The sequence below is a fragment of the Streptomyces sp. NPDC021622 genome, assembly GCF_040640795.1.
Taxonomy (GTDB): Bacteria; Actinomycetota; Actinomycetes; order Streptomycetales; family Streptomycetaceae; genus Streptomyces.
The window spans coordinates 22,351-42,194 of the sequence record NZ_JBFACK010000003.1 but is presented as its reverse complement, the minus strand read 5'-3'; the positions used below and the strand labels follow the sequence as shown (position 1 = coordinate 42,194).

Annotated in this window: 17 protein-coding genes; 14 read left to right on the top strand and 3 right to left on the bottom strand. The window is 71.9% G+C overall.

All coding sequences use genetic code 11. The features are described from left to right. Positions 1-235 precede the first annotated feature (235 nt). Together AB0G47_RS07680 and hemW are read left to right on the top strand one after the other, a co-directional pair. On the top strand, positions 236-2,047 hold the full coding sequence (locus AB0G47_RS07680; protein WP_360766510.1) for an ATP-binding SpoIIE family protein phosphatase: 1,812 nt from the start codon (positions 236-238) through the stop codon (positions 2,045-2,047). 61 nt (positions 2,048-2,108) lie between these two features. Beyond that, positions 2,109-3,341 (top strand): radical SAM family heme chaperone HemW, encoded by a 1,233-nt coding sequence (gene hemW / locus AB0G47_RS07675; protein WP_360765260.1) that lies wholly within the window; start codon positions 2,109-2,111, stop codon positions 3,339-3,341. A 415-nt stretch (positions 3,342-3,756) separates the two neighbouring features. On the opposite strand, the gene AB0G47_RS07670 is transcribed toward hemW, so the two are convergent. Together AB0G47_RS07670 and AB0G47_RS07665 are read right to left on the bottom strand one after the other, a co-directional pair. Beyond that, positions 3,757-4,572 (bottom strand): DUF3097 domain-containing protein, encoded by an 816-nt coding sequence (locus AB0G47_RS07670; RefSeq protein WP_360765257.1) that lies wholly within the window; start codon positions 4,570-4,572, stop codon positions 3,757-3,759. Between the two features lie 35 nt (positions 4,573-4,607). Then, a complete protein-coding gene (locus AB0G47_RS07665) occupies positions 4,608-5,351 on the bottom strand; it encodes an MBL fold metallo-hydrolase (RefSeq protein ID WP_360765254.1) in 744 nt (247 codons plus the stop codon). Between the two features lie 212 nt (positions 5,352-5,563). On the opposite strand from AB0G47_RS07665, the gene hrcA reads away from it, so the two are divergent. From hrcA to AB0G47_RS07640, 5 genes are all read left to right on the top strand, one after another. Continuing rightward, positions 5,564-6,580, top strand: a complete 1,017-nt coding sequence (gene hrcA / locus AB0G47_RS07660; RefSeq protein WP_135335328.1) for a heat-inducible transcriptional repressor HrcA — start codon at positions 5,564-5,566, stop codon at positions 6,578-6,580. Next, a complete protein-coding gene (gene dnaJ, locus AB0G47_RS07655; protein WP_360765251.1) occupies positions 6,581-7,717 on the top strand; it encodes a molecular chaperone DnaJ in 1,137 nt (378 codons plus the stop codon). It abuts the gene before it with no gap. Positions 7,718-7,865: 148 nt separating this feature from the next. Next, positions 7,866-8,963, top strand: a complete 1,098-nt coding sequence (locus tag AB0G47_RS07650; RefSeq protein ID WP_360765248.1) for a nitronate monooxygenase — start codon at positions 7,866-7,868, stop codon at positions 8,961-8,963. Further along, positions 8,960-9,700 carry a 16S rRNA (uracil(1498)-N(3))-methyltransferase gene (locus AB0G47_RS07645; protein ID WP_360765246.1) on the top strand — a complete coding sequence of 247 codons (741 nt, stop codon included), beginning with the start codon at positions 8,960-8,962 and terminating at the stop codon, positions 9,698-9,700. The genes AB0G47_RS07650 and AB0G47_RS07645 overlap by 4 nt, the downstream gene beginning before the upstream one ends. 48 nt (positions 9,701-9,748) lie before the next feature. Beyond that, entirely contained in the window at positions 9,749-10,120 is a 372-nt protein-coding gene (locus tag AB0G47_RS07640; protein WP_360766507.1) for a VOC family protein, read from the top strand. Here the strand turns inward: AB0G47_RS07640 and AB0G47_RS07635 are convergent. Next, positions 10,062-10,499 (bottom strand): hypothetical protein, encoded by a 438-nt coding sequence (locus AB0G47_RS07635; protein WP_360765243.1) that lies wholly within the window; start codon positions 10,497-10,499, stop codon positions 10,062-10,064. The genes AB0G47_RS07640 and AB0G47_RS07635 overlap by 59 nt on opposite strands. Positions 10,500-10,574: 75 nt before the next feature. Between AB0G47_RS07635 and AB0G47_RS07630 the strand changes: the two genes are divergently transcribed. The 7 genes from AB0G47_RS07630 to AB0G47_RS07600 all read left to right on the top strand — a co-directional run bounded on the left by AB0G47_RS07630 (position 10,575) and on the right by AB0G47_RS07600 (position 19,842). Then, complete coding sequence (locus tag AB0G47_RS07630; RefSeq protein ID WP_360765240.1) at positions 10,575-11,219, top strand: hypothetical protein; 645 nt, start codon at positions 10,575-10,577, stop codon at positions 11,217-11,219. A 51-nt stretch (positions 11,220-11,270) separates the two neighbouring features. Further along, on the top strand, positions 11,271-14,534 hold the full coding sequence (locus AB0G47_RS07625) for a S41 family peptidase (RefSeq protein WP_360766504.1): 3,264 nt from the start codon (positions 11,271-11,273) through the stop codon (positions 14,532-14,534). A 444-nt stretch (positions 14,535-14,978) separates the two neighbouring features. Next, positions 14,979-15,332 carry a histidine triad nucleotide-binding protein gene (locus AB0G47_RS07620; RefSeq protein WP_360765238.1) on the top strand — a complete coding sequence of 118 codons (354 nt, stop codon included), beginning with the start codon at positions 14,979-14,981 and terminating at the stop codon, positions 15,330-15,332. 6 nt (positions 15,333-15,338) lie between these two features. Continuing rightward, complete coding sequence (locus AB0G47_RS07615; protein ID WP_360765236.1) at positions 15,339-16,247, top strand: ribonuclease Z; 909 nt, start codon at positions 15,339-15,341, stop codon at positions 16,245-16,247. Positions 16,248-16,260: 13 nt separating this feature from the next. Continuing rightward, the gene (locus AB0G47_RS07610) at positions 16,261-17,262 is read left to right on the top strand and encodes an adenosine deaminase (RefSeq protein ID WP_360765233.1); all 1,002 of its coding nucleotides are present in this window, start codon (positions 16,261-16,263) and stop codon (positions 17,260-17,262) included. 197 nt (positions 17,263-17,459) lie between these two features. Continuing rightward, the gene (locus AB0G47_RS07605) at positions 17,460-18,653 is read left to right on the top strand and encodes a macrolide family glycosyltransferase (protein ID WP_360765230.1); all 1,194 of its coding nucleotides are present in this window, start codon (positions 17,460-17,462) and stop codon (positions 18,651-18,653) included. A gap of 85 nt (positions 18,654-18,738) precedes the next feature. Then, a complete protein-coding gene (locus tag AB0G47_RS07600; protein ID WP_360765227.1) occupies positions 18,739-19,842 on the top strand; it encodes a PfkB family carbohydrate kinase in 1,104 nt (367 codons plus the stop codon). Positions 19,843-19,844: the final 2 nt, after the last annotated feature.

Genomic DNA, 19,844 nt, shown 5'->3' with positions numbered 1-19,844 from the left:
CAGGCATACCACTGTTCTCACTCATAACGGCCCACTTCAGTAACTCGGTGCTTATGGGCGTGGCCAGTCTGTCACTCTGTCCGTGTCGCCTGAGGCGTATTCGACCGAACTGCTCAGGAGCCGAAACGTGGGGTCCATTCCGATGCAACGGGAGACCACTTTCCGTGCGTCCCTCCAGCCGGGGCACCGCCCCGGCCCGCCCGCGGTGGTGCGCACATCGCTGCCCGGCAACCCGATGGCGCCCGCCGCCGCGCGCAGGTTCGTGCGCGCGGCGCTCGCCGACTGGACCGAACTCGCCGTGCCCGCGGCCGCGGGCATCACCGACCGTCTCGCGGACGACTCGGTGCTCCTGGCCAGCGAACTCGTCACGAACGCCGTGGTGCACGCCGGCACCACCGTCGAGCTCCTGTGCCGCCTCGACGAGGCAGGCCTGGGCGAGAGCGCCGACGCCCTGGTCATCGAGGTCTCCGACCACCACCCCGCCCGCGCGGTCCGCAGCGAGCCCGTGCCCCAGCCGCCCGGCACCCCCGAGTACGGCAGGGGCCTGCAACTCGTCGCGACCCTCTCCGAGTCCTGGGGCATCACCTACCGCACCGGCACCAAGACCGTCTGGGCCCGCCTCCCCGTCGAGGGCGTACAGGCCGTCCAGGAGATCGAGTCGTACGCCAGTGAACAGGCCCTGCAGCGCGGTCTTCGCGCCGCCGAGATCCTCGCGCCGCTGCCGAAGCGGATCACGCACGACACGGAGTGGGTCAACCGCGGCGCGCTCACCTTCCTCGCCGAGGCCTCCGACCTGCTCGCCGGACAGTTCGACGAGGACCTGGTGGCGGCGCTCGCCGGGCAGCTCCTGGTGCCCCGGCTCGCCGACTGGTGCGCCGTCTGGCTCGACGACGAGACGGAGGCCGCCGGGCGCGGCGTCGGCGCCGGGGCGCCCGGCACCCGCCTCGCCCGCGTCTGGCACACCAGCGAGCAGCGCATAGAGGAGTTGCGCCGCACCCTGGAGAAGGAGCCGCCCCGGCTGTCCGGCGCGGTCGGCTCCGGTGCGGTCCCCGTGCCCTGGCCCGCCGATGCGCTGCCCGGCGAGGAGGCCGGCACGGCCCTCGCCTACCGCCTGACCGCGGGCGGACGCGCGCTCGGCACGCTCGTCATCGGGCGGTCCGGAATGGTGCGCTTCGCCGACGAGGTCACCGGACTCATCGAGGACTTCAGCCGCCGCGTCGCCCTCGCCGTCAGCGCGGCCCGCCGCTACCAGCGGCAGGCCAATATCAGCCAGGTCCTGCAGCGCGGCCTGCTGCCGGGATCCGTGGCCGAGATTCCCGGCGTACAGAGCGGCGTCGTCTACGAACCGCGGGACAAGGGCGGCCCCGGCGGCGACTTCTACGACGTGTTCCAGGCCGGCAAGGGACGCTGGTGCTTCGCGCTCGGCGACGTCCAGGGCAAGGGCGTCGAGGCAGCCGTCGTCATCGGCCTCGCCCGGCCCTGGCTGCGCCTGCTCGCCCGCGAGGGCTACCAGGTCGCGGAGGTCCTCGACCGCCTCAACCAGCTCCTCCTCGACGACGCGACGGAGGCGGCGGACGCGGCCGCCGCGGTGGTCGCGGTGGCGGGCGGCCAGGGCGTGCCGCCGGACGGCGCCACGTCCCGTTTCCTCTCCCTCCTCTACGGCGAGCTGGTGCCCGTCGAGGGCGGCGTCCGCTGCACCATCGCGAGCGCGGGACACCCGCTGCCCCTCCTGCTCTCCCCCGACGGGGACGTCCGGGGAGCGGCCACGCCCCAGCTCCTCCTCGGGGTCGTCGACGACGTGACGTACACCAGCGAGACCTTCGAATTACGGACCGGCGACACACTCCTCTGCGTCACGGACGGCGTCACGGAGCGCCGCTCGGGCCGCCACATGTTCGACGACGAGGACGGCCTTGCGACGGCGCTGGCCGGCTGCGCGGGGCTCGACGCTGGTCTGGTCGCGGAGCGGATCAAACGCCTGGTGCACGAGTTCTCCGAGCGGCCGCCGGACGACGACATGGCGGTGCTTGTGCTGCAGGCGCAGTAGTCGCGTCAGGGCAGAACGAGGGCGGCTCGGGGATTCCCGGCGGTGCGGGACAATCGAAGGTATGCCTTCCGCACTGCCCGATGGTGAGCCCATGCCCGAGGACGGGACGCTGCCCGCGTCCGCCCTGCAGGGGGCGGGGGCCCGTCCGCTCGGCTTCTACCTCCACGTTCCGTACTGCGCCACGCGCTGCGGATACTGCGACTTCAACACGTACACGGCGACCGAGCTGCGCGGATCCGGCGGCGTCCTCGCCTCGCGCGACAACTACGCGGACACCCTGATCGACGAGGTGCGCCTCGCCCGGAAGGTACTGGGCGACGATCCGCGCCCGGTGCGGACCGTGTTCGTGGGCGGAGGTACGCCGACGCTGCTTGCGGCGGGTGATCTCGTCCGGATGCTGGGGGCTGTGCGGGACGAGTTCGGTCTCGCGGACGACGCGGAGATCACTACTGAGGCGAATCCGGAGTCGGTCGGGCCCGAGTACCTGGCCGAGCTCAGGGCCGGCGGCTTCAACCGGATCTCCTTCGGCATGCAGAGCGCGAAGCAGCACGTCCTGAAGGTGCTCGACCGTACGCACACGCCGGGCCGCCCCGAGGCGTGCGTGGCGGAGGCCCGTGCGGCGGGCTTCGACCACGTCAACCTGGACCTGATCTACGGCACCCCGGGGGAGTCCGATGCCGACTGGCGGGCCTCGCTCGACGCGGCGATCGGGGCGGGGCCCGACCACGTCAGTGCCTACGCGCTGATCGTGGAGGAAGGCACTCAGCTGGCGCGGCGGATCCGGCGCGGGGAGGTGCCGATGACGGACGACGACGTGCACGCGGACCGGTACCTGATCGCCGATGAGGTGCTTGGGGGTGCGGGATTCTCCTGGTACGAGGTGTCCAACTGGGCCACCTCGGAGGCGGGGCGGTGTCTGCACAACGAGTTGTACTGGCGGGGGGCCGACTGGTGGGGGGCCGGGCCGGGGGCCCACAGCCATGTCGGGGGTGTGCGGTGGTGGAACGTGAAGCATCCGGGGGCGTATGCGGGGGCGCTGGCTGCCGGGCGGTCGCCCGGGGCCGGGCGGGAGATCCTCTCGCCGGAGGACCGGCGGGTGGAACGGATCCTGCTTGAGCTGCGGCTGCTTTCTGGGTGCCCCTTGTCTCTGCTTCGCCCTGCGGGGCGGGCGGCGGCGGGCCGGGCGTTGGAGGAGGGGCTGCTGGAGGCGGGGCCGTTCGGGGAGGGGCGGGCTGTGCTGACCCTTCGGGGGCGGTTGCTGGCGGATGGGGTGGTGCGGGACCTCGTCGACTGACGGGTGCGTCGGCTGACGGTCAGAGCGGGTTCTCTTTCCCCAACCCCGCCCCTACCCGAATCACTTCCGGCTGCGCCGGCCGCGAGGTGGCCGTAGATCACCGGCTCCGCCGAGTTCGTCCTCAAACGCCGGACGGGCTGAAGAACCATGCCGATGGGGGTGGGCGGGCAGCTGCGGAGTTTCGGGCGGGTGGGTGGGAAAGATCCGCCGCGAAGCGGCGGCGCGAAGCGGGCGCGCGGCCGACGACGGCGAGCGCGCCGAACGGCCTGAAGCCAGCCAGCTGCGGGGCAATCGGGTGGGTGGGTGGGAGAGATCGCCGCGAAGCGGCGGTACGGCGGCGCGGTCGACGGCGGCGCGTCGGTGGGCTGGGGGCGCTGCCGGGTAATCGGGCGGGTGGGTGGGAAAGATCCGCGGGCTAGGGGGCCGTGACGAAGTCGATCAGTTCTTCCACCCGGCCCAGGAGCTCCGGCTCCAGATCCCGGTAGCTGCGCACCGAGCCCAGGATCCGCTGCCAGGCGGCGCCTGTATTGGGGGCCCAGCCCAAGGCATGGCAGACGCCCGTCTTCCAGTCCTGGCCCCGCGGCACGCGGGGCCACCCCGCGATGCCCACAGACCCCGGCTTCACCGCCTCCCACACGTCGATGTACGGGTGGCCGACGACCAGCGCGTGCGCGCTGCTCACCGACGCCGCGATACGGGACTCCTTCGAGCCGGGGACCAGGTGGTCCACCAGGACACCGAGCCGCGCGTCAGGCCCCGGCGCGAACTCCGCGACGATCGCGGGCAGGTCGTCGATGCCCTCCAGGTACTCGACGACGACCCCCTCGATGCGGAGATCGTCGCCCCAGACCCGCTCCACCAGCTCCGCGTCGTGGCGCCCCTCGACGTAGATCCGACCCGCGCGGGCGACCCGGGCCCGCGCTCCCGGCACCGCCACCGAACCGGAAGCGGTACGGGTGGGGCGTACCGGGGTGGAGGCAGCGGCCCGCACCAGCGTGACCGTACGGCCCTCCAGGGAGAAGCCGCCCGGCGTCATCGGGAAGACGCGGTGCTTGCCGAAGCGGTCCTCCAGGGTGACCGTCAGCCCCTCCGCGGTCTTCTCGCACCGGATCACCGCCCCGCAGAAACCGGTGCTCAGCTCCTCCACCACGAGGCCCGCGTCCGCGGCGACCTCCGGCACGGGCTTCGGCTTCTTCCACGGCGGGGTGAGGTCGGGGGAGTACTGGCGCATTCGGACGACGATAGGAAGAGGTGGCGCCGCACCGCCTACGACACGCCGAAGCGTGCCGCCAGTGTGGCCCGTTGCGCACGGACAAACTCCGCATTCACCACGGCTCCGTGCCCGGGGACGTACAACGCATCCTCCCCGCCCAGGTCGAGGAGCCGGTCGAGCGCCGCAGGCCACCGCTTCGGGACCGCGTCGGAACCCGCCTGCGGTTCGCCCGACTCCTCCACCAGATCGCCGCAGAAGACGATCTCGGGGGACGATTCCGTGCCGGGCACCAGGACCGCCATGTCGTGGCCCGAGTGGCCGGGGCCCACGTTGGCGAGCAGCACCTGCACCCCGCCGCCCAGGTCGAGCGTCCACTCCCCGCACACCAAGTGATGCGGGTGGACGAGGAGATCGGCCGCCTCGGCTGCGGCGTCCTGCGGGACACCGTGGCGTACCGCAGAGTCCCGCAGCTCGTCGCGGCCCTTGGCGAGGAGCGTGTCCAGGCCCACCGCGCCGTACAGCTCAACGCCCGCGAACGCCGCAGCCCCGAGCACATGGTCGAAGTGCGGGTGGGTCAGGGCGAGATGGGTGACCCGGCGGCCACCGCCCAGGATGGTGCGGGCCTGGGTCCGCAGCTCCGCGCCCTCGCGCAGCGTCGCGCCCGCCTCGATCATGAGGGCCGATTCGCCGCCGACGACGAGCCCAGCCGTGCAGTCCCACACCGGAAGGCGCCGCCGCCCGACATGCGGCGCAAGCCGCTCCCAACCCGCCTCGTCCCATGCCAGCGCCACGTCCATAAGCCGACGCTAGCCCTCGGCGGACCGGTTGGCAGCCGCTGCCAGGACCGCTGTACCGAACCGCGAGGTCCGGCCCTTGCCGGGGCCGTACCCGTCGGCCGTACACTGGGCGCGGTGAGGACTGGCACTCGCCCGAGGGGAGTGCCAGGCAGGGGCTCGGGCAGACAGGTGTCAGGGCGAAACGGTGGACGAATCGGTGGAGGTGTGCGCGGATGCTCAGTGAACGCAGGCTCGAGGTGCTGCGCGCCATCGTCCACGACTACGTGGGGACGGAGGAGCCAGTCGGCTCCAAGGCCCTCACCGAACGGCACAGCCTGGGCGTCTCCCCGGCGACCGTCCGCAACGACATGGCCGCGCTGGAGGAGGAAGGGTTCATCGCCCAGCCCCACACGAGCGCGGGGCGCATCCCCACGGACAAGGGGTACCGCCTCTTCGTCGACAGGCTGGCCGGCGTCAAGCCGATGGCCGCGCCCGAGCGCAGGGCCATCCAGAACTTCCTCGACGGTGCCGTCGACCTCGATGACGTGGTCGCTCGTACGGTGCGTCTGCTCGCGCAGCTGACCCGGCAGGTCGCTGTCGTGCAGTACCCGTCCCTGACCCGGTCGACGGTCCGGCACGTGGAGCTGCTCTCGCTGGCTCCCGCCCGTCTGATGCTCGTACTGATCACGGACACCGGACGGGTCGAGCAGCGCATGATCGACTGCCCCGCCCCGTTCGGCGAGACCTCGCTCGCCGACCTGCGGGCGCGGCTCAACAGCCGGGTCGCGGGCCGCCGCTTCGCGGACGTGCCGCAGCTGGTGCAGGACATGACGGACTCCTTCGACGCGGAGGACCGGGGCACGGTGGCCACGGTGCTCTCGACGCTTCTGGAAACCCTCGTCGAGGAGACCGAGGAGCGGCTGATGATCGGCGGAACGGCCAATCTCACCCGCTTCGGGCATGACTTTCCCCTCACCATCCGGCCGGTTCTCGAAGCCCTTGAGGAGCAGGTCGTGCTCCTCAAGTTGCTTGGGGAGGCTACGGATTCGGGCATGACCGTACGGATCGGTCATGAGAACGCCCATGAGGGACTCAGCTCCACGTCCGTGGTCTCGGTCGGCTACGGTTCGGGCAGCGAGGCAGTAGCCAAACTCGGCGTGGTCGGACCGACCCGCATGGACTATCCGGGAACGATGGGAGCAGTACGCGCAGTGGCACGTTACGTCGGACAGATCCTGGCGGAGTCGTAAGTGGCCACGGACTACTACGCCGTACTCGGCGTGCGCCGCGACGCTTCCCAGGACGAGATCAAGAAGGCCTTCCGGAGGCTGGCGCGTGAGCTTCACCCGGATGTGAATCCGGATCCGAAGACTCAGGAGCGCTTCAAGGAGATCAACGCCGCATACGAGGTGTTGTCGGACCCGCAGAAGAAGCAGGTCTACGACCTCGGCGGCGACCCGCTGTCCCAGGCGGGCGGCGGCGGTGCCGGCGGCTTCGGGCAGGGCGGGTTCGGGAACTTCTCGGACATCATGGACGCGTTCTTCGGTACGGCGTCGCAGCGCGGACCGCGCTCGCGCACACGCCGTGGCCAGGACGCCATGATCCGTCTGGAGATCGACCTCGACGAGGCCGCCTTCGGGACCACCAAGGACATTCAGGTCGACACCGCTGTGGTGTGTACGACCTGCAGCGGGGAGGGTGCCGCTCCCGGTACCTCCGCCCAGACGTGTGACATGTGCCGCGGTCGCGGTGAGGTGTCGCAGGTCACGCGGTCCTTCCTCGGCCAGGTCATGACCTCGCGGCCCTGCCCGCAGTGTCAGGGCTTCGGCACGGTCGTGCCCACGCCGTGCCCCGAGTGCGCCGGTGACGGCCGCATCCGGTCGCGGCGGACGCTCACCGTGAAGATCCCCGCGGGTGTCGACAACGGCACGCGGATCCAGCTCGCGGGCGAGGGCGAGGTCGGCCCCGGTGGCGGTCCCGCCGGTGACCTGTACGTCGAGATCCACGAGCTGCCGCACTCCGTCTTCCAGCGGCGCGGCGACGATCTGCACTGCACGGTGACGATCCCGATGACGGCGGCGGCGCTGGGCACGAAGGTGCCGCTCGAGACGCTTGACGGGCTCGAGGAGATCGACATCCGGCCCGGTACGCAGTCGGGGCAGTCCGTCCCGCTGCACGGGCGCGGCGTAACGCATCTGCGGGGCGGGGGCCGTGGCGATCTGATCGTCCACGTCGAGGTCCTGACGCCGACGAAGCTGGACGCGGAGCAGGAGCGGGTGCTGAGGGAGCTTTCGCAGCTGCGGGGCGAGGAGCGGCCCACCGGCCAGTTCCAGCCTGGGCAGCAGGGGCTGTTCTCGCGTCTCAAGGATGCGTTCAACGGCCGCTGACGCATTGGTGCTCCGGCGCCGGGGTTCTGCCCCGGTGCCGGGGTAACGGGCGGGTGGGTGGGAAAGGTCTGTTGCCCGCCGCAGGCGCCTGCGGGCCCAGCGGAAGGGGCGATTCGGCCGCCCGCCCAGGGCATGGCACGATGCGTTCATGTCCACCGCGCTGACCGATCTCTGCCGCTACCCGATCGTGCAGGCCCCCATGGCGGGCGGTGCTTCGTGCCCGCAGCTCGCCGCCGCCGTGTCCGAGGCCGGGGGGCTCGGCTTCCTCGCCGCCGGGTACAAAACGGCCGACGGGATGTACCAGGAGATCAAACAGCTGCGGGGGCTCACCGCTCAGCCCTTCGGCGTGAATCTCTTCATGCCGCAGCCCGAGTACGCCGACACCGCAGCCGTCGAGGTGTACCGCAACCAGCTCGCGGGCGAGGCCAGCTGGTACGAGACGCAGCTCGGTGATCCGGACAGCGGCCGCGACGACGGCTACGACGCCAAGCTCGCCATTCTGATCGACGACCCCGTACCGGTCGTCTCCTTCACCTTCGGGTGCCCCACCCGCGACGTCTTCGACGCCTTCGCCCGCGTCGGCACGATCACCGTCGCCACGGTCACCACCCCCGAAGAGGCACAGACCGCGCAGTGGTCCGGCGCCGACGCCGTCTGCGTACAGGGCGTCGAGGCGGGCGGCCACCAGGGCACGCACCGCGACAACCCCGAGACGGACGGCTCCGGGCTCGGCCTGCTCTCGCTCATCGCGCAGGTGCGCGAGACCGTGCAGATCCCCGTGGTCGCGGCCGGCGGCCTGATGCGCGGCGCGCAGATCGCCGCGGTGCTCGCGGCGGGCGCGGACGCGGCGCAGCTCGGCACGGCGTTCCTGGTCTGCCCCGAGTCGGGCGCGAACGTCCTGCACAAGCAGGCCATGACCAATCCGCTGTTCACCAGGACCGAACTCACCCGCGCCTTCTCGGGCCGCCCCGCCCGCGGCCTGGTCAACCGCTTCATGCGCGAGCACGGCCCGTACGCCCCCGCCGCCTACCCCCAGGTCCACCACCTCACCAGCGGCCTGCGCAAGGCGGCAGCCAAGGCCGGTGACGCGCAGGGCATGGCGCTCTGGGCGGGGCAGGGGCACCGGATGGCGCGTGAGCTGCCCGCCGGGCAGCTGGTCGAGGTCCTCGCGGCCGAACTGGCCGCGGCGAAGACCTCGTTGGCGGCCGGGAGCCAGCAGGGGACCCAGCCCGGGAGCCAGGCATGACCGCGCCCGTATTCGTCGTCGAGCACTTCGACGCGGGTGGCGAAGGACGCTACGTACTCGATGGCCCCGAAGGGCGGCACGCCGTCTCCGTGAAGCGGCTGAACCCCGGTGAGGAGCTCGTCCTCACCGACGGCGCCGGGCGGTGGGCGGACTGCGTGGTCCTCGGAACCGAGGGCAAGGACCGGCTGATCGTGCGGATGGACGCCGTACGGGAGGAGGCTCCCGAGGAGCCCCGGATCACGGTCGTGCAGGCGCTGCCCAAGGGCGACCGCGGTGAACTCGCCGTGGAGACCATGACGGAGACCGGCGTCGACGCGATCGTGCCCTGGTCGGCGTCCCGCTGCATCACGCAGTGGAAGGGCGAGCGTGGGCTCAAGGCGCTCGGCAAGTGGCGGGCCACGGCGCGCGAGGCGGGCAAGCAGTCGCGCCGGGTGCGCTTCCCGGAGGTCGCGGACGCGGCGACGACCAAGCAGGTCGCGGCGCTGCTCGCGGAGGCCGACCTCGCCGCCGTCCTGCACGAGGAGGGCAGCGAACCGCTGGCCACGGCGCAGCTTCCGGCGGCCGGGCACATCGTCCTGGTGGTCGGCCCCGAGGGCGGCGTGTCCCCGGACGAGCTCGCGGCCTTCGCCGCCGCGGGGGCGAAGCCGTACCGCCTGGGGCGTAGCGTGTTGCGTACATCGACCGCGGGGACGGCGGCGGCCGCACTGCTGCTCGGGCGCACGGGCCGCTGGTCCTGACTCCCCGCACGCTGTCAGGGGGACGCCTTAGAACTCGCTCAAGTACGGCTGCTCGTATCGGACTTCAGCGCCTGCTACCGCTTCTACGCCGAAGTGCTCGGCCTCAAGCCGCAGTCGGGGGCGGTGGACGGGCCGTACGAGAAGTTCAGTCCGGCGATCGGCTCCGCGGGGATCGCGCTCCAGGACCGCTCGATGATGGCCCAACTCCTCGGCGAACTGGAGGAGTCGGCGACGGGGCACCGCTCGCTGGTGGTGCTGCGGGTCGACGACCTCGACGCGTACTGCGGCCGCGTCGTCGAGCGGGGCGGGGTCATCACCCAGGGCCCCGCGCCCATGACCGACCGCATGCGGGTCGCCCATCTCAAGGACCCGGAAGGGAACTTGGTGGAGCTGCAGGAGTGGCTGCTGCTGCGCGGCTGAGGGCACCCTCAAGGAGCGGCCAGCCGTCCACTTCCTGCTGCCCCGCGCCTTCGCCGGGCAGCAGTCCCCGCGCCGTCGCCTCGTCGACGAGCAGCCGGACGGATCCGGGCTCGTAGAGGTTGAGCCACTTCCGGTCGTCGTTCTCGGTCATGTCCACCAGCGAGCCGTGCTCCCACCAGCCCTCGGAGATGACGTGACCGGGCCCCGCCCGGAAGACGACCGCCGTACGGAACCGGCCGCCCTCGCGGTGGAGGGACAGGACGTGGCGGCAGTCCGCGCCGCCCGCCCCGCCCGCCGCGTCATGGCGGTGCCGGAACGACCACAGGTAGGTGGTGCGGTCGTCGACCACAAGACGTCGGAGCCTGCGGTCGTTTCCCATGCGAGGAGGGTACGGGCCCGGAGTGGACGCAAAGGGGTCTACCGTCAGGCGGCTCGTAGTGGCACTCTGCCGCCTATGGGGGCATTGAGGCGATTACGTGATCGTGCGGTGGTCGTGCGCGGGCGGCGCCGGCGGGTGCTGTACGCCGCCGGGCTCGCGGGGGCCGCGGTGATCGGGGGCGCCGCGTGCGATCCCGTCGACGGGGACATGAACACCTCGTCCATCGCGATCACCACCGACGAGATGGCGACGAAGGAACTGGAGCGGCAGCACCTCGACGTGCTGTGGATCAGCTGCACGGCCCGCTTCAAGGACAAGGTCACGCCGTCAAGCGGGGACCGGAACGACGAGACCGTCGCCCATGTCGACTGCCAGGGGCAGGCGAGGAAGGGCAAGGGGTCCGACGACACCAGCGACATCACCGTCAAGGGGACGGTGTGGTCGGTCGTCGACGGGCACTGCGTACGCGGGAACCTGACCGCCAAGGTCGACGGCAAGGAGTGGTTCCGGGTGGACGTGCTCGGCGACTGCTCCGGGGGTGACGACGGCAACGGCAACGGCGGCAACGACAACGGCGGTGGCGGTGACCACGGCGGTGACGAGCCGACCCAGGCCCCGACGTCCCATCAGCCGCCCGCGCCCACCGTCACGGTGACCGTCACGCCCGATCCGCCGCCCGCGACTCCCGACCCGACCTGCTCGTGCTTCAAGGGCAAGTGATCCAAAACACTGACCGGCTCCGCCGCACCTGCTTAGGCTGGCTGTGTGACACTGACTGGACACCCTGCGTACCTTCGGTTTCCGCACCTGCGCGGCGAGTTGGTCGCCTTCACCGCTGAGGACGACGTCTGGGTCGCTCCCCTCGACGGCGGCCGGGCATGGCGCGTCAGCGCCGACAACATGCCGGTGAACCACCCCCGCATCTCCCCGGACGGCACGACCATCGCCTGGACGTCCACACGGGACGGCGCCCCCGAGGTGCATGTCGCCCCGGTCGACGGCGGATCCTCCAAGCGCCTTACGTACTGGGGGAGTTCGCGTACGTCGGTGCGGGGCTGGACCCCGGACGGGCAGGTCCTCGCGGTCAGCACGTACGGCCAGGCATCGCTGCGCCGCAGCTGGGCGCGGGCCGTCCCGCTGGACGGCGGACCCGCCGACACGCTGCCGTACGGACTGGTCGGCGATGTCGCGCACGGCCCGCGGGACGGCCAAGTCCTGCTGCTCTCCGCGCCGATGGGGCGCGAGGCCGCCTGGTGGAAGCGGTACCGGGGCGGCACGGCGGGGAAGCTGTGGATCCGGCGTGGCGGCGCCGGTGACGAGGGCGGCGACGACCGCTTCGTACGCGTCCATGAAGAGCTCGACGGGAACATCGAGTACCCGCTGTGGGTGGGGGAGCGCATCGCCTTCCTCTCCGATCACGAAGGCGTCGGGGCCGTCTACTCCTCGCTGCCCGACGGCTCCGATCTGCGCAGGCATACGGGGGAAGGGGGCACCTCCCGCTCGAGCGAAGCCGAGAGTGGGGGAGGCTTCTACGCCCGCCATGCCGCCACCGACGGCACCCGTGTCGTCTACGCGTCCGCGGGTGAACTCTGGCTCCTGGGCGACCTGGTGGACGCCGAGCCGCGCCGCATCGACATCCGCCTCGGCGGCCAGCGCACCGACCTCCAGCCGTTCCCCGTGAGCGCGGCACGCTGGTTCGGCGCCGCCGCTCCCGACCACACCGGACGCGGCAGCGCCGTCTCCGTGCGCGGCGGCGTGCACTGGGTGACCCACCGCGAGGGTCCTGCCCGCGCCCTCGCCGTCGAGCACGGGGTGCGCGCACGGCTGCCGCGCACCTTCCGCGTCGACGGCGAGGAACACGTCGTCTGGGTGACGGACGCGGAGGGCGACGACGCGCTCCAGTTCGCGCCCGCCACGGGGCTCGCGCCGGGCGCCACGCCGCGCAGGATCGCCGCCGGGCAGCTGGGCCGGGTGCTCGGGCTCGCCGTGGCGCCCGACGGCAGCCGGGCCGCCGTCGCCTCGCACGACGGGCGTGTGCTGCTCGTCGAGCGGGAGAGCGGCGAGGTGCGCGAGGTCGACCGCGGGGAGCACGGCGACGCCACCGGGCTCGTCTTCTCGCCGGACTCGGCCTGGCTCGCCTGGTCGCATCCGGGGCCGCGTCCGCTGCGCCAGCTGAAGCTGGCGAACACGGCAGACCTCTCGGTGTCCGAGGCGACCCCGCTGCGATTCCGCGACTACGCACCCGCGTTCACCCTCGACGGGAAGCACCTGGCGTTCCTGTCCGCGCGCTCCTTCGACCCCGTCTACGACGAGCACGTCTTCGACCTCGCCTTCGTCGGCGGATCGCGGCCCTACCTGATCACGCTGGCCGCCACCACGCCATCGCCCTTCGGGCCGCAGCGCCACGGGCGGCCCTTCGAAGCGCCCGACAAGGACGAGACCCCGGACAGCGAGGGCGCTCCCGTCACCCGGATCGACCTCGACGGGCTCGCCGACCGGATCGTGCCCTTCCCCGTCGAAGCCGCCCGCTATTCGACGCTGCGGGCCGCCAAGGACGGCGTCCTGTGGCTGCGGCACCCCGTGCGGGGCGTCCTCGGCGCGTCCCGCGCCACCCCGTCCGATCCCGACCCGCAGACCGAGCTCGAACGCTACGACCTCGTCCAGCAGCGCATCGAGGAACTGGCTTCGGACGCCGACCACTTCTCCGTCAGCGGGGACGGCAAGCGGGTGCTCCTTTGGGTCGACGGCAAGCTGAAGGTCGTGCCGAGCGACCGGCGCGCCTCCGGCGACGAGAACTCCGACTCCAACATCACCGTCGACCTCACACGGGTCCGGCAGACCGTCGACCCCGCCGCCGAATGGCGCCAGATGTACGACGAGGCCGGGCGGCTCATGCGGGACAACTTCTGGCGGCCGGACCTGGGCGGCATCGACTGGGACGGCGTACTCGACCGCTACCGGCCGGTGCTCGACCGCGTCGCCACGCACGACGACCTCGTCGACCTGCTGTGGGAAGTCGCGGGAGAGCTCGGCACGTCGCATGCGTACGTCTTCGGGGGCGGGGCCTGGGGGACTCCCGCGGTGCGGCAGGGGCTGCTCGGGGCGGATGTCTCGCGGGGCGCGGACGGTGCGTGGCGGATCGACCGGATCCTGCCCTCCGAGACGTCGGATCCCGCCGCCCGGTCGCCGCTCGCCGCTCCCGGGGTCGCGGTGCGGGCCGGCGACGCGCTGCTCGCCGTCGCGGGGCGGCCGGTCGATCCGGTGACGGGTCCTGGGCCGTTGCTCGTGGGTACGGCGGGCAAGCCCGTGGAGCTGACCGTGTCGCCCGCGGGGGGCGGCGATCCGCGGCATGCGGTGGTCGTCCCCGTCGATGACGAGGAGCCGTTGCGGTACCACGCGTGGGTCGTGGACCGGCGGGCGTACGTCCACGAGCGGTCGGGGGGACGGCTCGGCTATCTCCACGTGCCGGACATGCAGGCCCCTGGCTGGGCGCAGATCCACCGGGACCTGCGGGTGGAGGTGGCCAGGGACGGTCTCGTGGTGGACGTACGCGAGAACCGTGGCGGGCACACGTCGCAGCTGGTCGTGGAGAAGCTGGCCCGGAAGATCGTGGGCTGGGACCTGCCGCGCGGCGCGCAGCCGTACAGCTACCCGGCGGATGCGCCCCGCGGGCCGGTCGTCGCCGTCGCCAACGAGTTCTCCGGTTCCGACGGGGACATCGTGAACGCGGCGATCAAGGCGTTGGGGATCGGGCCCGTGGTGGGGACGCGGACGTGGGGCGGGGTGATCGGCATCGACAGCCGGTACCGCCTGGTGGACGGGACGCTGGTGACACAGCCGAAGTACGCGTTCTGGCTCGAGGGGTACGGGTGGGGCGTCGAGAACTACGGCGTGGACCCGGACGTGGAGGTGGTGACGACACCGGAGGACTACGCGTCCGGCGCGGACCCTCAACTGGACGAGGCGATCCGCCTGGCGCTTGCCGCGCTGGCGGAGTCCCCGCCGAAGAGTGCCCCGGAGCTGCCGGGGGCGTGAGGGAGCTGGCCTGCGGCCTCGGGCCCCGTCCGCGGGTTCGCCCTCGGGGCGGGGCGGTGGGGCCGGTCCGCGATGGCCCGGGTGCTCGGGCGGCGTCCCTGTCCCGCCGCTCCGCGGCGGATCTCTCCCACCCACCCACCCGATCACCCCGCGGGGAATCGGGTGGGTGGGCGGGAAGGCTTGTTCGCGCAGGCGGGATTGCCGGGCAGGCGGGAAAGGTTTGTTCGTTCAGGCGGGGCTGCCGGGTTGTGGGTGGGTGGGTGGGAAAGGTTTGTTCGTTCAGGCGGGGCTGCCGGGTTGTGGGTGGGTGGGAAAGGTCTGTTCGTTCAGGCGGAACCGCGGGGCGCAGCTCACCGCTGCCGGGGGCGTGGAGGCGGCCAGGCGCGGGCGCAGCCCGGATAGCATGCGGGGGCATAGTGAATCAGCTCGGACCGGAGGCGCCCCATGGCGGGAGAACCGCAGGCAGACTGCCTGTTCTGCAAGATCGTCGCGGGTGAGGTACCCGCGACCGTCGTGAGGGAGACGGAGACGACCGTCGCCTTCCGGGACATCAACCCGCAGGCCCCCACCCACATCCTGGTCATCCCCAAGGTGCACTACGCGGACGCCGCCACCCTCGCCGCCGCCGAACCCACCATCGCGGCCGACATCCTCCGCGAGGCCGGCGACGTCGCAGCCGAGGAGAAGGCGGAGAGCTACCGCATCGTCTTCAACACCGGCTCCGGCGCCGGCCAGACCGTCTTCCACGCGCACGCCCACCTCCTCGGCGGACGCGGCCTCCAGTGGCCCCCGGGATAACGCACCTTGTCCGTACGCGAATTGGTGGTCCTCGGCACCGCGAGCCAGGTCCCCACCCGGCACCGCAACCACAACGGCTACGTCCTGCTCTGGGACGGGCAGGGGATCCTCTTCGACCCCGGCGAGGGCACGCAGCGGCAGATGCTGCGTGCCGGCATCGCCGCGCACGACCTGCACCGGATCTGTGTCACGCACTTCCACGGCGATCACTCGCTCGGTCTTCCCGGCGTCATCCAGCGGATCAATCTGGACCGGGTCCCGCATGAGGTGACCGTCCACTTCCCGCGCTCGGGGCAGCACTTCTTCGACCGGCTGCGGTATGCCACCGCCTACCGCGAGTCGGTCCCGCTGGTCGAGCAACCCGTCGACGGCAACGGGCAGTTGGCCGTCTCCTCCTCGTTCGCGCTCGACGCCGTCCGGCTCTCGCACCCCGTCGAGTCGTTCGGCTACCGCATCGCCGAGCCCGACGGGCGGCGGATGCGGCCCGAGCTGCTCGCCGCGCGGGGGATCGCCGGCCCTGACGTGGGGCGGCTGCAGCGCGAAGGCGTGCTGCGGGGCGTCGCGCTGGACGAGGTGAGCACCGTGCGGCGGGGGCAGCGGTTCGCCTTTGTGATGGACACCCGGCTGTGTGACGGCGTCTACGCACTCGCGGAAGGGTGCGACATGCTCGTCATCGAGTCGACCTTCCTGAACGAGGACGAGCAACTGGCCGTCGACCACGGGCACTTGACCGTGGGGCAGGCGACCCGTGTCGCCATGGAGTCCGGTGTCCGGCATCTCGTACTGACCCACTTCAGTCAGCGCTACCCCGACTCCCGCGTTTTCGAGCAGCAGGCCCGGGAGGCCGGGTTCGACGGTGAACTCACCGTCGCACAGGACCTGTTGCGTGTACCTCTGCCCAAACGAACCACCTGAGTGAGCCGCCGCCATGCCCCTTCCCAAAGCCGAACTCCACCTCCACATCGAGGGGACGCTCGAGCCCGATCTGGCCTTCGCCCTCGCCGCCCGCAACGGCGTCACCCTGCCGTTCACGGACACCGAAGCGCTGCGCAAGGCCTATCTCTTCGACGATCTGCAGTCCTTTCTCGATCTGTATTACGGGCTGATGGCCGTGCTGCGGACCGAGCGGGACTTCGAGGAACTCGCCGACGCCTATCTGGCGCGGGCCGCCCAGCAGGGCGTGCGGCACGCCGAGATTTTCTTCGACCCGCAGGCGCACATGGCGCGCGGCGTCGGCATCGGCACCGTGGTGGAGGGGCTCGGGCGCGCCCTGGACCGCAGCGAGGAGCGGCACGGGATCTCGACCCGGCTCATCATGTGCTTCCTGCGGGACCAGTCCGCCGAGTCCGCCCTGGAGACGCTGGACGCCGCCAAGCCCCACCTCCACCGGATCGTCGGCATCGGGCTCGACTCCGCCGAGGTCGGGCACCCGCCCGCCAAGTTCCGCGAGGTGTACGAGGCGGCCGCCGCGCTCGGTCTGCGCCGGGTCGCGCACGCGGGCGAGGAGGGGCCACCCGCGTACATCACCGAGGCTCTGGACGTCCTGGGCGTCGAGCGCATCGACCACGGGCTGCGCTGCATGGAGGACCCGGAGCTCGTGGAGCGGCTCGTGCGGGAGCGGGTGCCGCTCACGCTCTGCCCGCTGTCCAACGTCCGGCTGCGCGCCATCGACGTACTCGAAGAGCACCCCCTGGCCCGGATGATGGACGCCGGCCTCCTGTGCACGGTCAACTCCGACGACCCCGCGTACTTCGGCGGCTATGTCGACGACACCTTCCACGCCGTACGGGAAGCGCTCGGGATCGACCAGGAGCGGCTGCGGGAGCTCGCGCGGAACTCGTTCGAGGCGTCCTTCCTCGACGGGAGCGCGGCGGACGAGGCGCTGCGGGCGCGGTATCTCGCCGAGGTCGCCGAGTATTCGTTCGACTGATCGCGCAGGACGGGACTACGGTCCACCCATGGACTCCTTCATTCAGCTCTACGGCTGACACGGCCCTCATAGGCCCGGCGCCCCGCTGATCAGCGGGGCGGCGCCCCGCTGATCAGCGGCCGCGCCGGGCCGTCGTGCCCTCATCCGCAGCAGTTGAATCACATGAAGGAATCTCATCCATGAGTTCCATGAGTTCCATGAATCGTCGAACGTCCCGCCGCCCTGCCCATATCGCCATGGTCGGCGTCCCGATGGTCAGCCATGTGCTGCCCAGTCTGGAGATCATCCGCGAGCTGGTGGCGCGCGGGCACCGGGTGACGTACGCGAACGACCCGGCGACCCGCGAGCTGATCGAGCCCACCGGTGCCGAACTCGTCCCCGTCACATCGGTGTTGCCCTTCAAGGACAACATCTGGCCCGAGGACCCGATCGCCGCGAGCGCCCTCTTCCTCGACGACGCGATCGCGGTGCTTCCGCGCCTGCGCTCGTTCTACGACGACGACCCCGCCGATCTGTATCTGTACGACATCGGCGCGTACGTCGCCCGTGCGCTGGCCGAGGGGCAGCGGCGGCCGTTCGTGCAGCTGTCGCCCACCTATGTGGCCTGGGACGGCTACCAGGAGGAGGTCGGGGCGCAGCTCCGGCAGCTGCCGGGTGCCGCCGAACTCGAGGCCCGGTTCGGGGAGTGGCTCGCGGGGAACGGGGCCACGACCCTGGACGTCGGCGCCTTCTCCGGTACGCCCGAGCGGGCCGTCGCGACGATCCCCCGGGCTATGCAGCTGTTCGCCGACCGGGTCGATCCGGAGCGGGTCAGCTTCGTCGGGCCCTGCTTCGGGGACCGCTCGGGGCAGGGAAGCTGGCAGCGGCCCGCGGGCGCCGAGAAGGTGCTGCTCGTGTCGCTGGGGTCCGCGTACACCCAGCAGCCCGAGTTCTACCGGCAGTGCGTGGCCGCGTTCGGCGGGCTCGCCGGGTGGCACGTGGTGCTGCAGATCGGCAAGCACGTGGATCCCGCGGAGCTGGGGGAGGTGCCGGGGAATGTCGAAGTACGGTCGTGGGTACCGCAGTTGGCGATCCTGGAGCAGGCCGACGCGTTCGTCACGCATGCGGGCATGGGCAGTTGTGGGGAGGGGCTGTTCGCGGGGGTGCCGATGATCGCGGTGCCTCAGGGGGCGGAGCAGCCCATGAATGCGGACCGGCTCGTGGAGCTGGGGGTCGCTCGCAGGATCGACACCGCCGATGCGACGGCGGATGCGCTGCGTGCCGCGCTGTTCGACCTGACATCCGACCCCGACGTCGAGCTTCGGCTGGCCCGCCTGAAGGCCGAGGCACGGGCCGAGGGCGGCGCGGCTCGCGCGGCTGATCTCATCGAGGCGGAGCTCGGAATCGCCTAGCCCCTCGAGGCGCACGGCACGGCATGGACGACTCCATGCCGTGCCACACCGAGTGGCCGAAAGCTCCGTCGGTTACGTTGCCTGCATGGTCGTACCCCTCAAACCCAGCGTCGACCCGCTCAAGGCAGCCCGCAGAGCCGGTGATCCGGACTGCGACGTCTACCTCACCGGCACGGTCTTCCTCGACATCATCTTCACCGGGCTCGACTCCGCGCCCGTGCGCGGGACCGAGTCCTGGGCGCGCGGGATGGGGTCGAGCCCCGGTGGCGTGGCCAACATGGCGACCGCGCTTGCCCGGCTCGGCCTGCGCACTTCGCTCGCGGCGGCGTTCGGCGACGACCACTACGGGGAGTACTGCTGGGACGCGCTCGAACAGGGCGAGGGCATCGACCTCACGCCGTCGCGCACCGTGCCCGGCTGGCACTCCCCGGTGACCGTTTCCATGGCGTACGAGGGTGAGCGGACCATGGTCAGCCACGGGCACGAGCCGCCGCCCGACGCCGATTCCCCGGACGGCGGCGCCCCGCACTGCCCGCCACGCGCGCGTGCCGCCGTCGTGGCCCTGACGCCCGGCACGCGCGCACCGTGGATCGCCCAGGCCGCCCGCAAGGGGACGCGGATCTTCGCCGACGTCGGGTGGGACGACACCGGGCGCTGGGATCTGGCGGGGCTCGCGGACCTGGAGCACTGCGAGGCGTTCCTGCCGAACGCGGAGGAGGCCATGCGGTACACGCGAACCCAGTGCCCGCGTGCCGCCGCACGTGCGCTGACCGAGCACGTTCCGCTCGTCGTGGTGACGCTGGGCGCCGAAGGGGCGTACGCGGTGGACAGGCGGACCGGCGAGACCGCCGAGGTCCCCGCGATCGCCGTCGAGGCGCTCGACCCCACGGGGGCCGGGGACGTGTTCGTGGCGGGCTTTGTGACCGGCACGCTCGCGGACTGGCCGCTGGCCGACCGGCTCGCCTTCGCGGGGCTCACGGCGGCGCTCTCGGTACAGGAGTTCGGCGGGTCCCTGTCGGCGCCCGGGTGGGCGGAGGTCGCCGCGTGGTGGCGCACCGTGCGGGAGGTCGAGGACCAGGACCCGGCGGCGCTGCACCGCTACGGCTTCCTGGAGGGCCTCATTCCCGAGGTGACCCGTCCGTGGCCGCTGCGGCGGGCGGTGCCGACGATCGGGTTCCGTTCGGCGTAGCG

Excerpts from the sequence above, each read along its gene's own strand:
- AB0G47_RS07650 (WP_360765248.1), top strand. The coding sequence starts at position 7,866 with ATGTCCACCGCGCTGACCGATCTCTGCCGCTACCCGATCGTGCAGGCC.
- hemW (WP_360765260.1), top strand. The coding sequence starts at position 2,109 with ATGCCTTCCGCACTGCCCGATGGTGAGCCCATGCCCGAGGACGGGACG.
- AB0G47_RS07610 (WP_360765233.1), top strand. The coding sequence starts at position 16,261 with ATGCCCCTTCCCAAAGCCGAACTCCACCTCCACATCGAGGGGACGCTC.
- AB0G47_RS07645 (WP_360765246.1), top strand. The coding sequence starts at position 8,960 with ATGACCGCGCCCGTATTCGTCGTCGAGCACTTCGACGCGGGTGGCGAA.
- AB0G47_RS07630 (WP_360765240.1), top strand. The coding sequence starts at position 10,575 with ATGGGGGCATTGAGGCGATTACGTGATCGTGCGGTGGTCGTGCGCGGG.
- AB0G47_RS07680 (WP_360766510.1), top strand. The coding sequence starts at position 236 with ATGGCGCCCGCCGCCGCGCGCAGGTTCGTGCGCGCGGCGCTCGCCGAC.
- hrcA (WP_135335328.1), top strand. The coding sequence starts at position 5,564 with ATGCTCAGTGAACGCAGGCTCGAGGTGCTGCGCGCCATCGTCCACGAC.
- AB0G47_RS07620 (WP_360765238.1), top strand. The coding sequence starts at position 14,979 with ATGGCGGGAGAACCGCAGGCAGACTGCCTGTTCTGCAAGATCGTCGCG.
- AB0G47_RS07665 (WP_360765254.1), bottom strand. The coding sequence starts at position 5,351 with ATGGACGTGGCGCTGGCATGGGACGAGGCGGGTTGGGAGCGGCTTGCG.
- AB0G47_RS07600 (WP_360765227.1), top strand. The coding sequence starts at position 18,739 with ATGGTCGTACCCCTCAAACCCAGCGTCGACCCGCTCAAGGCAGCCCGC.
- AB0G47_RS07635 (WP_360765243.1), bottom strand. The coding sequence starts at position 10,499 with ATGGGAAACGACCGCAGGCTCCGACGTCTTGTGGTCGACGACCGCACC.
- AB0G47_RS07670 (WP_360765257.1), bottom strand. The coding sequence starts at position 4,572 with ATGCGCCAGTACTCCCCCGACCTCACCCCGCCGTGGAAGAAGCCGAAG.
- AB0G47_RS07605 (WP_360765230.1), top strand. The coding sequence starts at position 17,460 with ATGAATCGTCGAACGTCCCGCCGCCCTGCCCATATCGCCATGGTCGGC.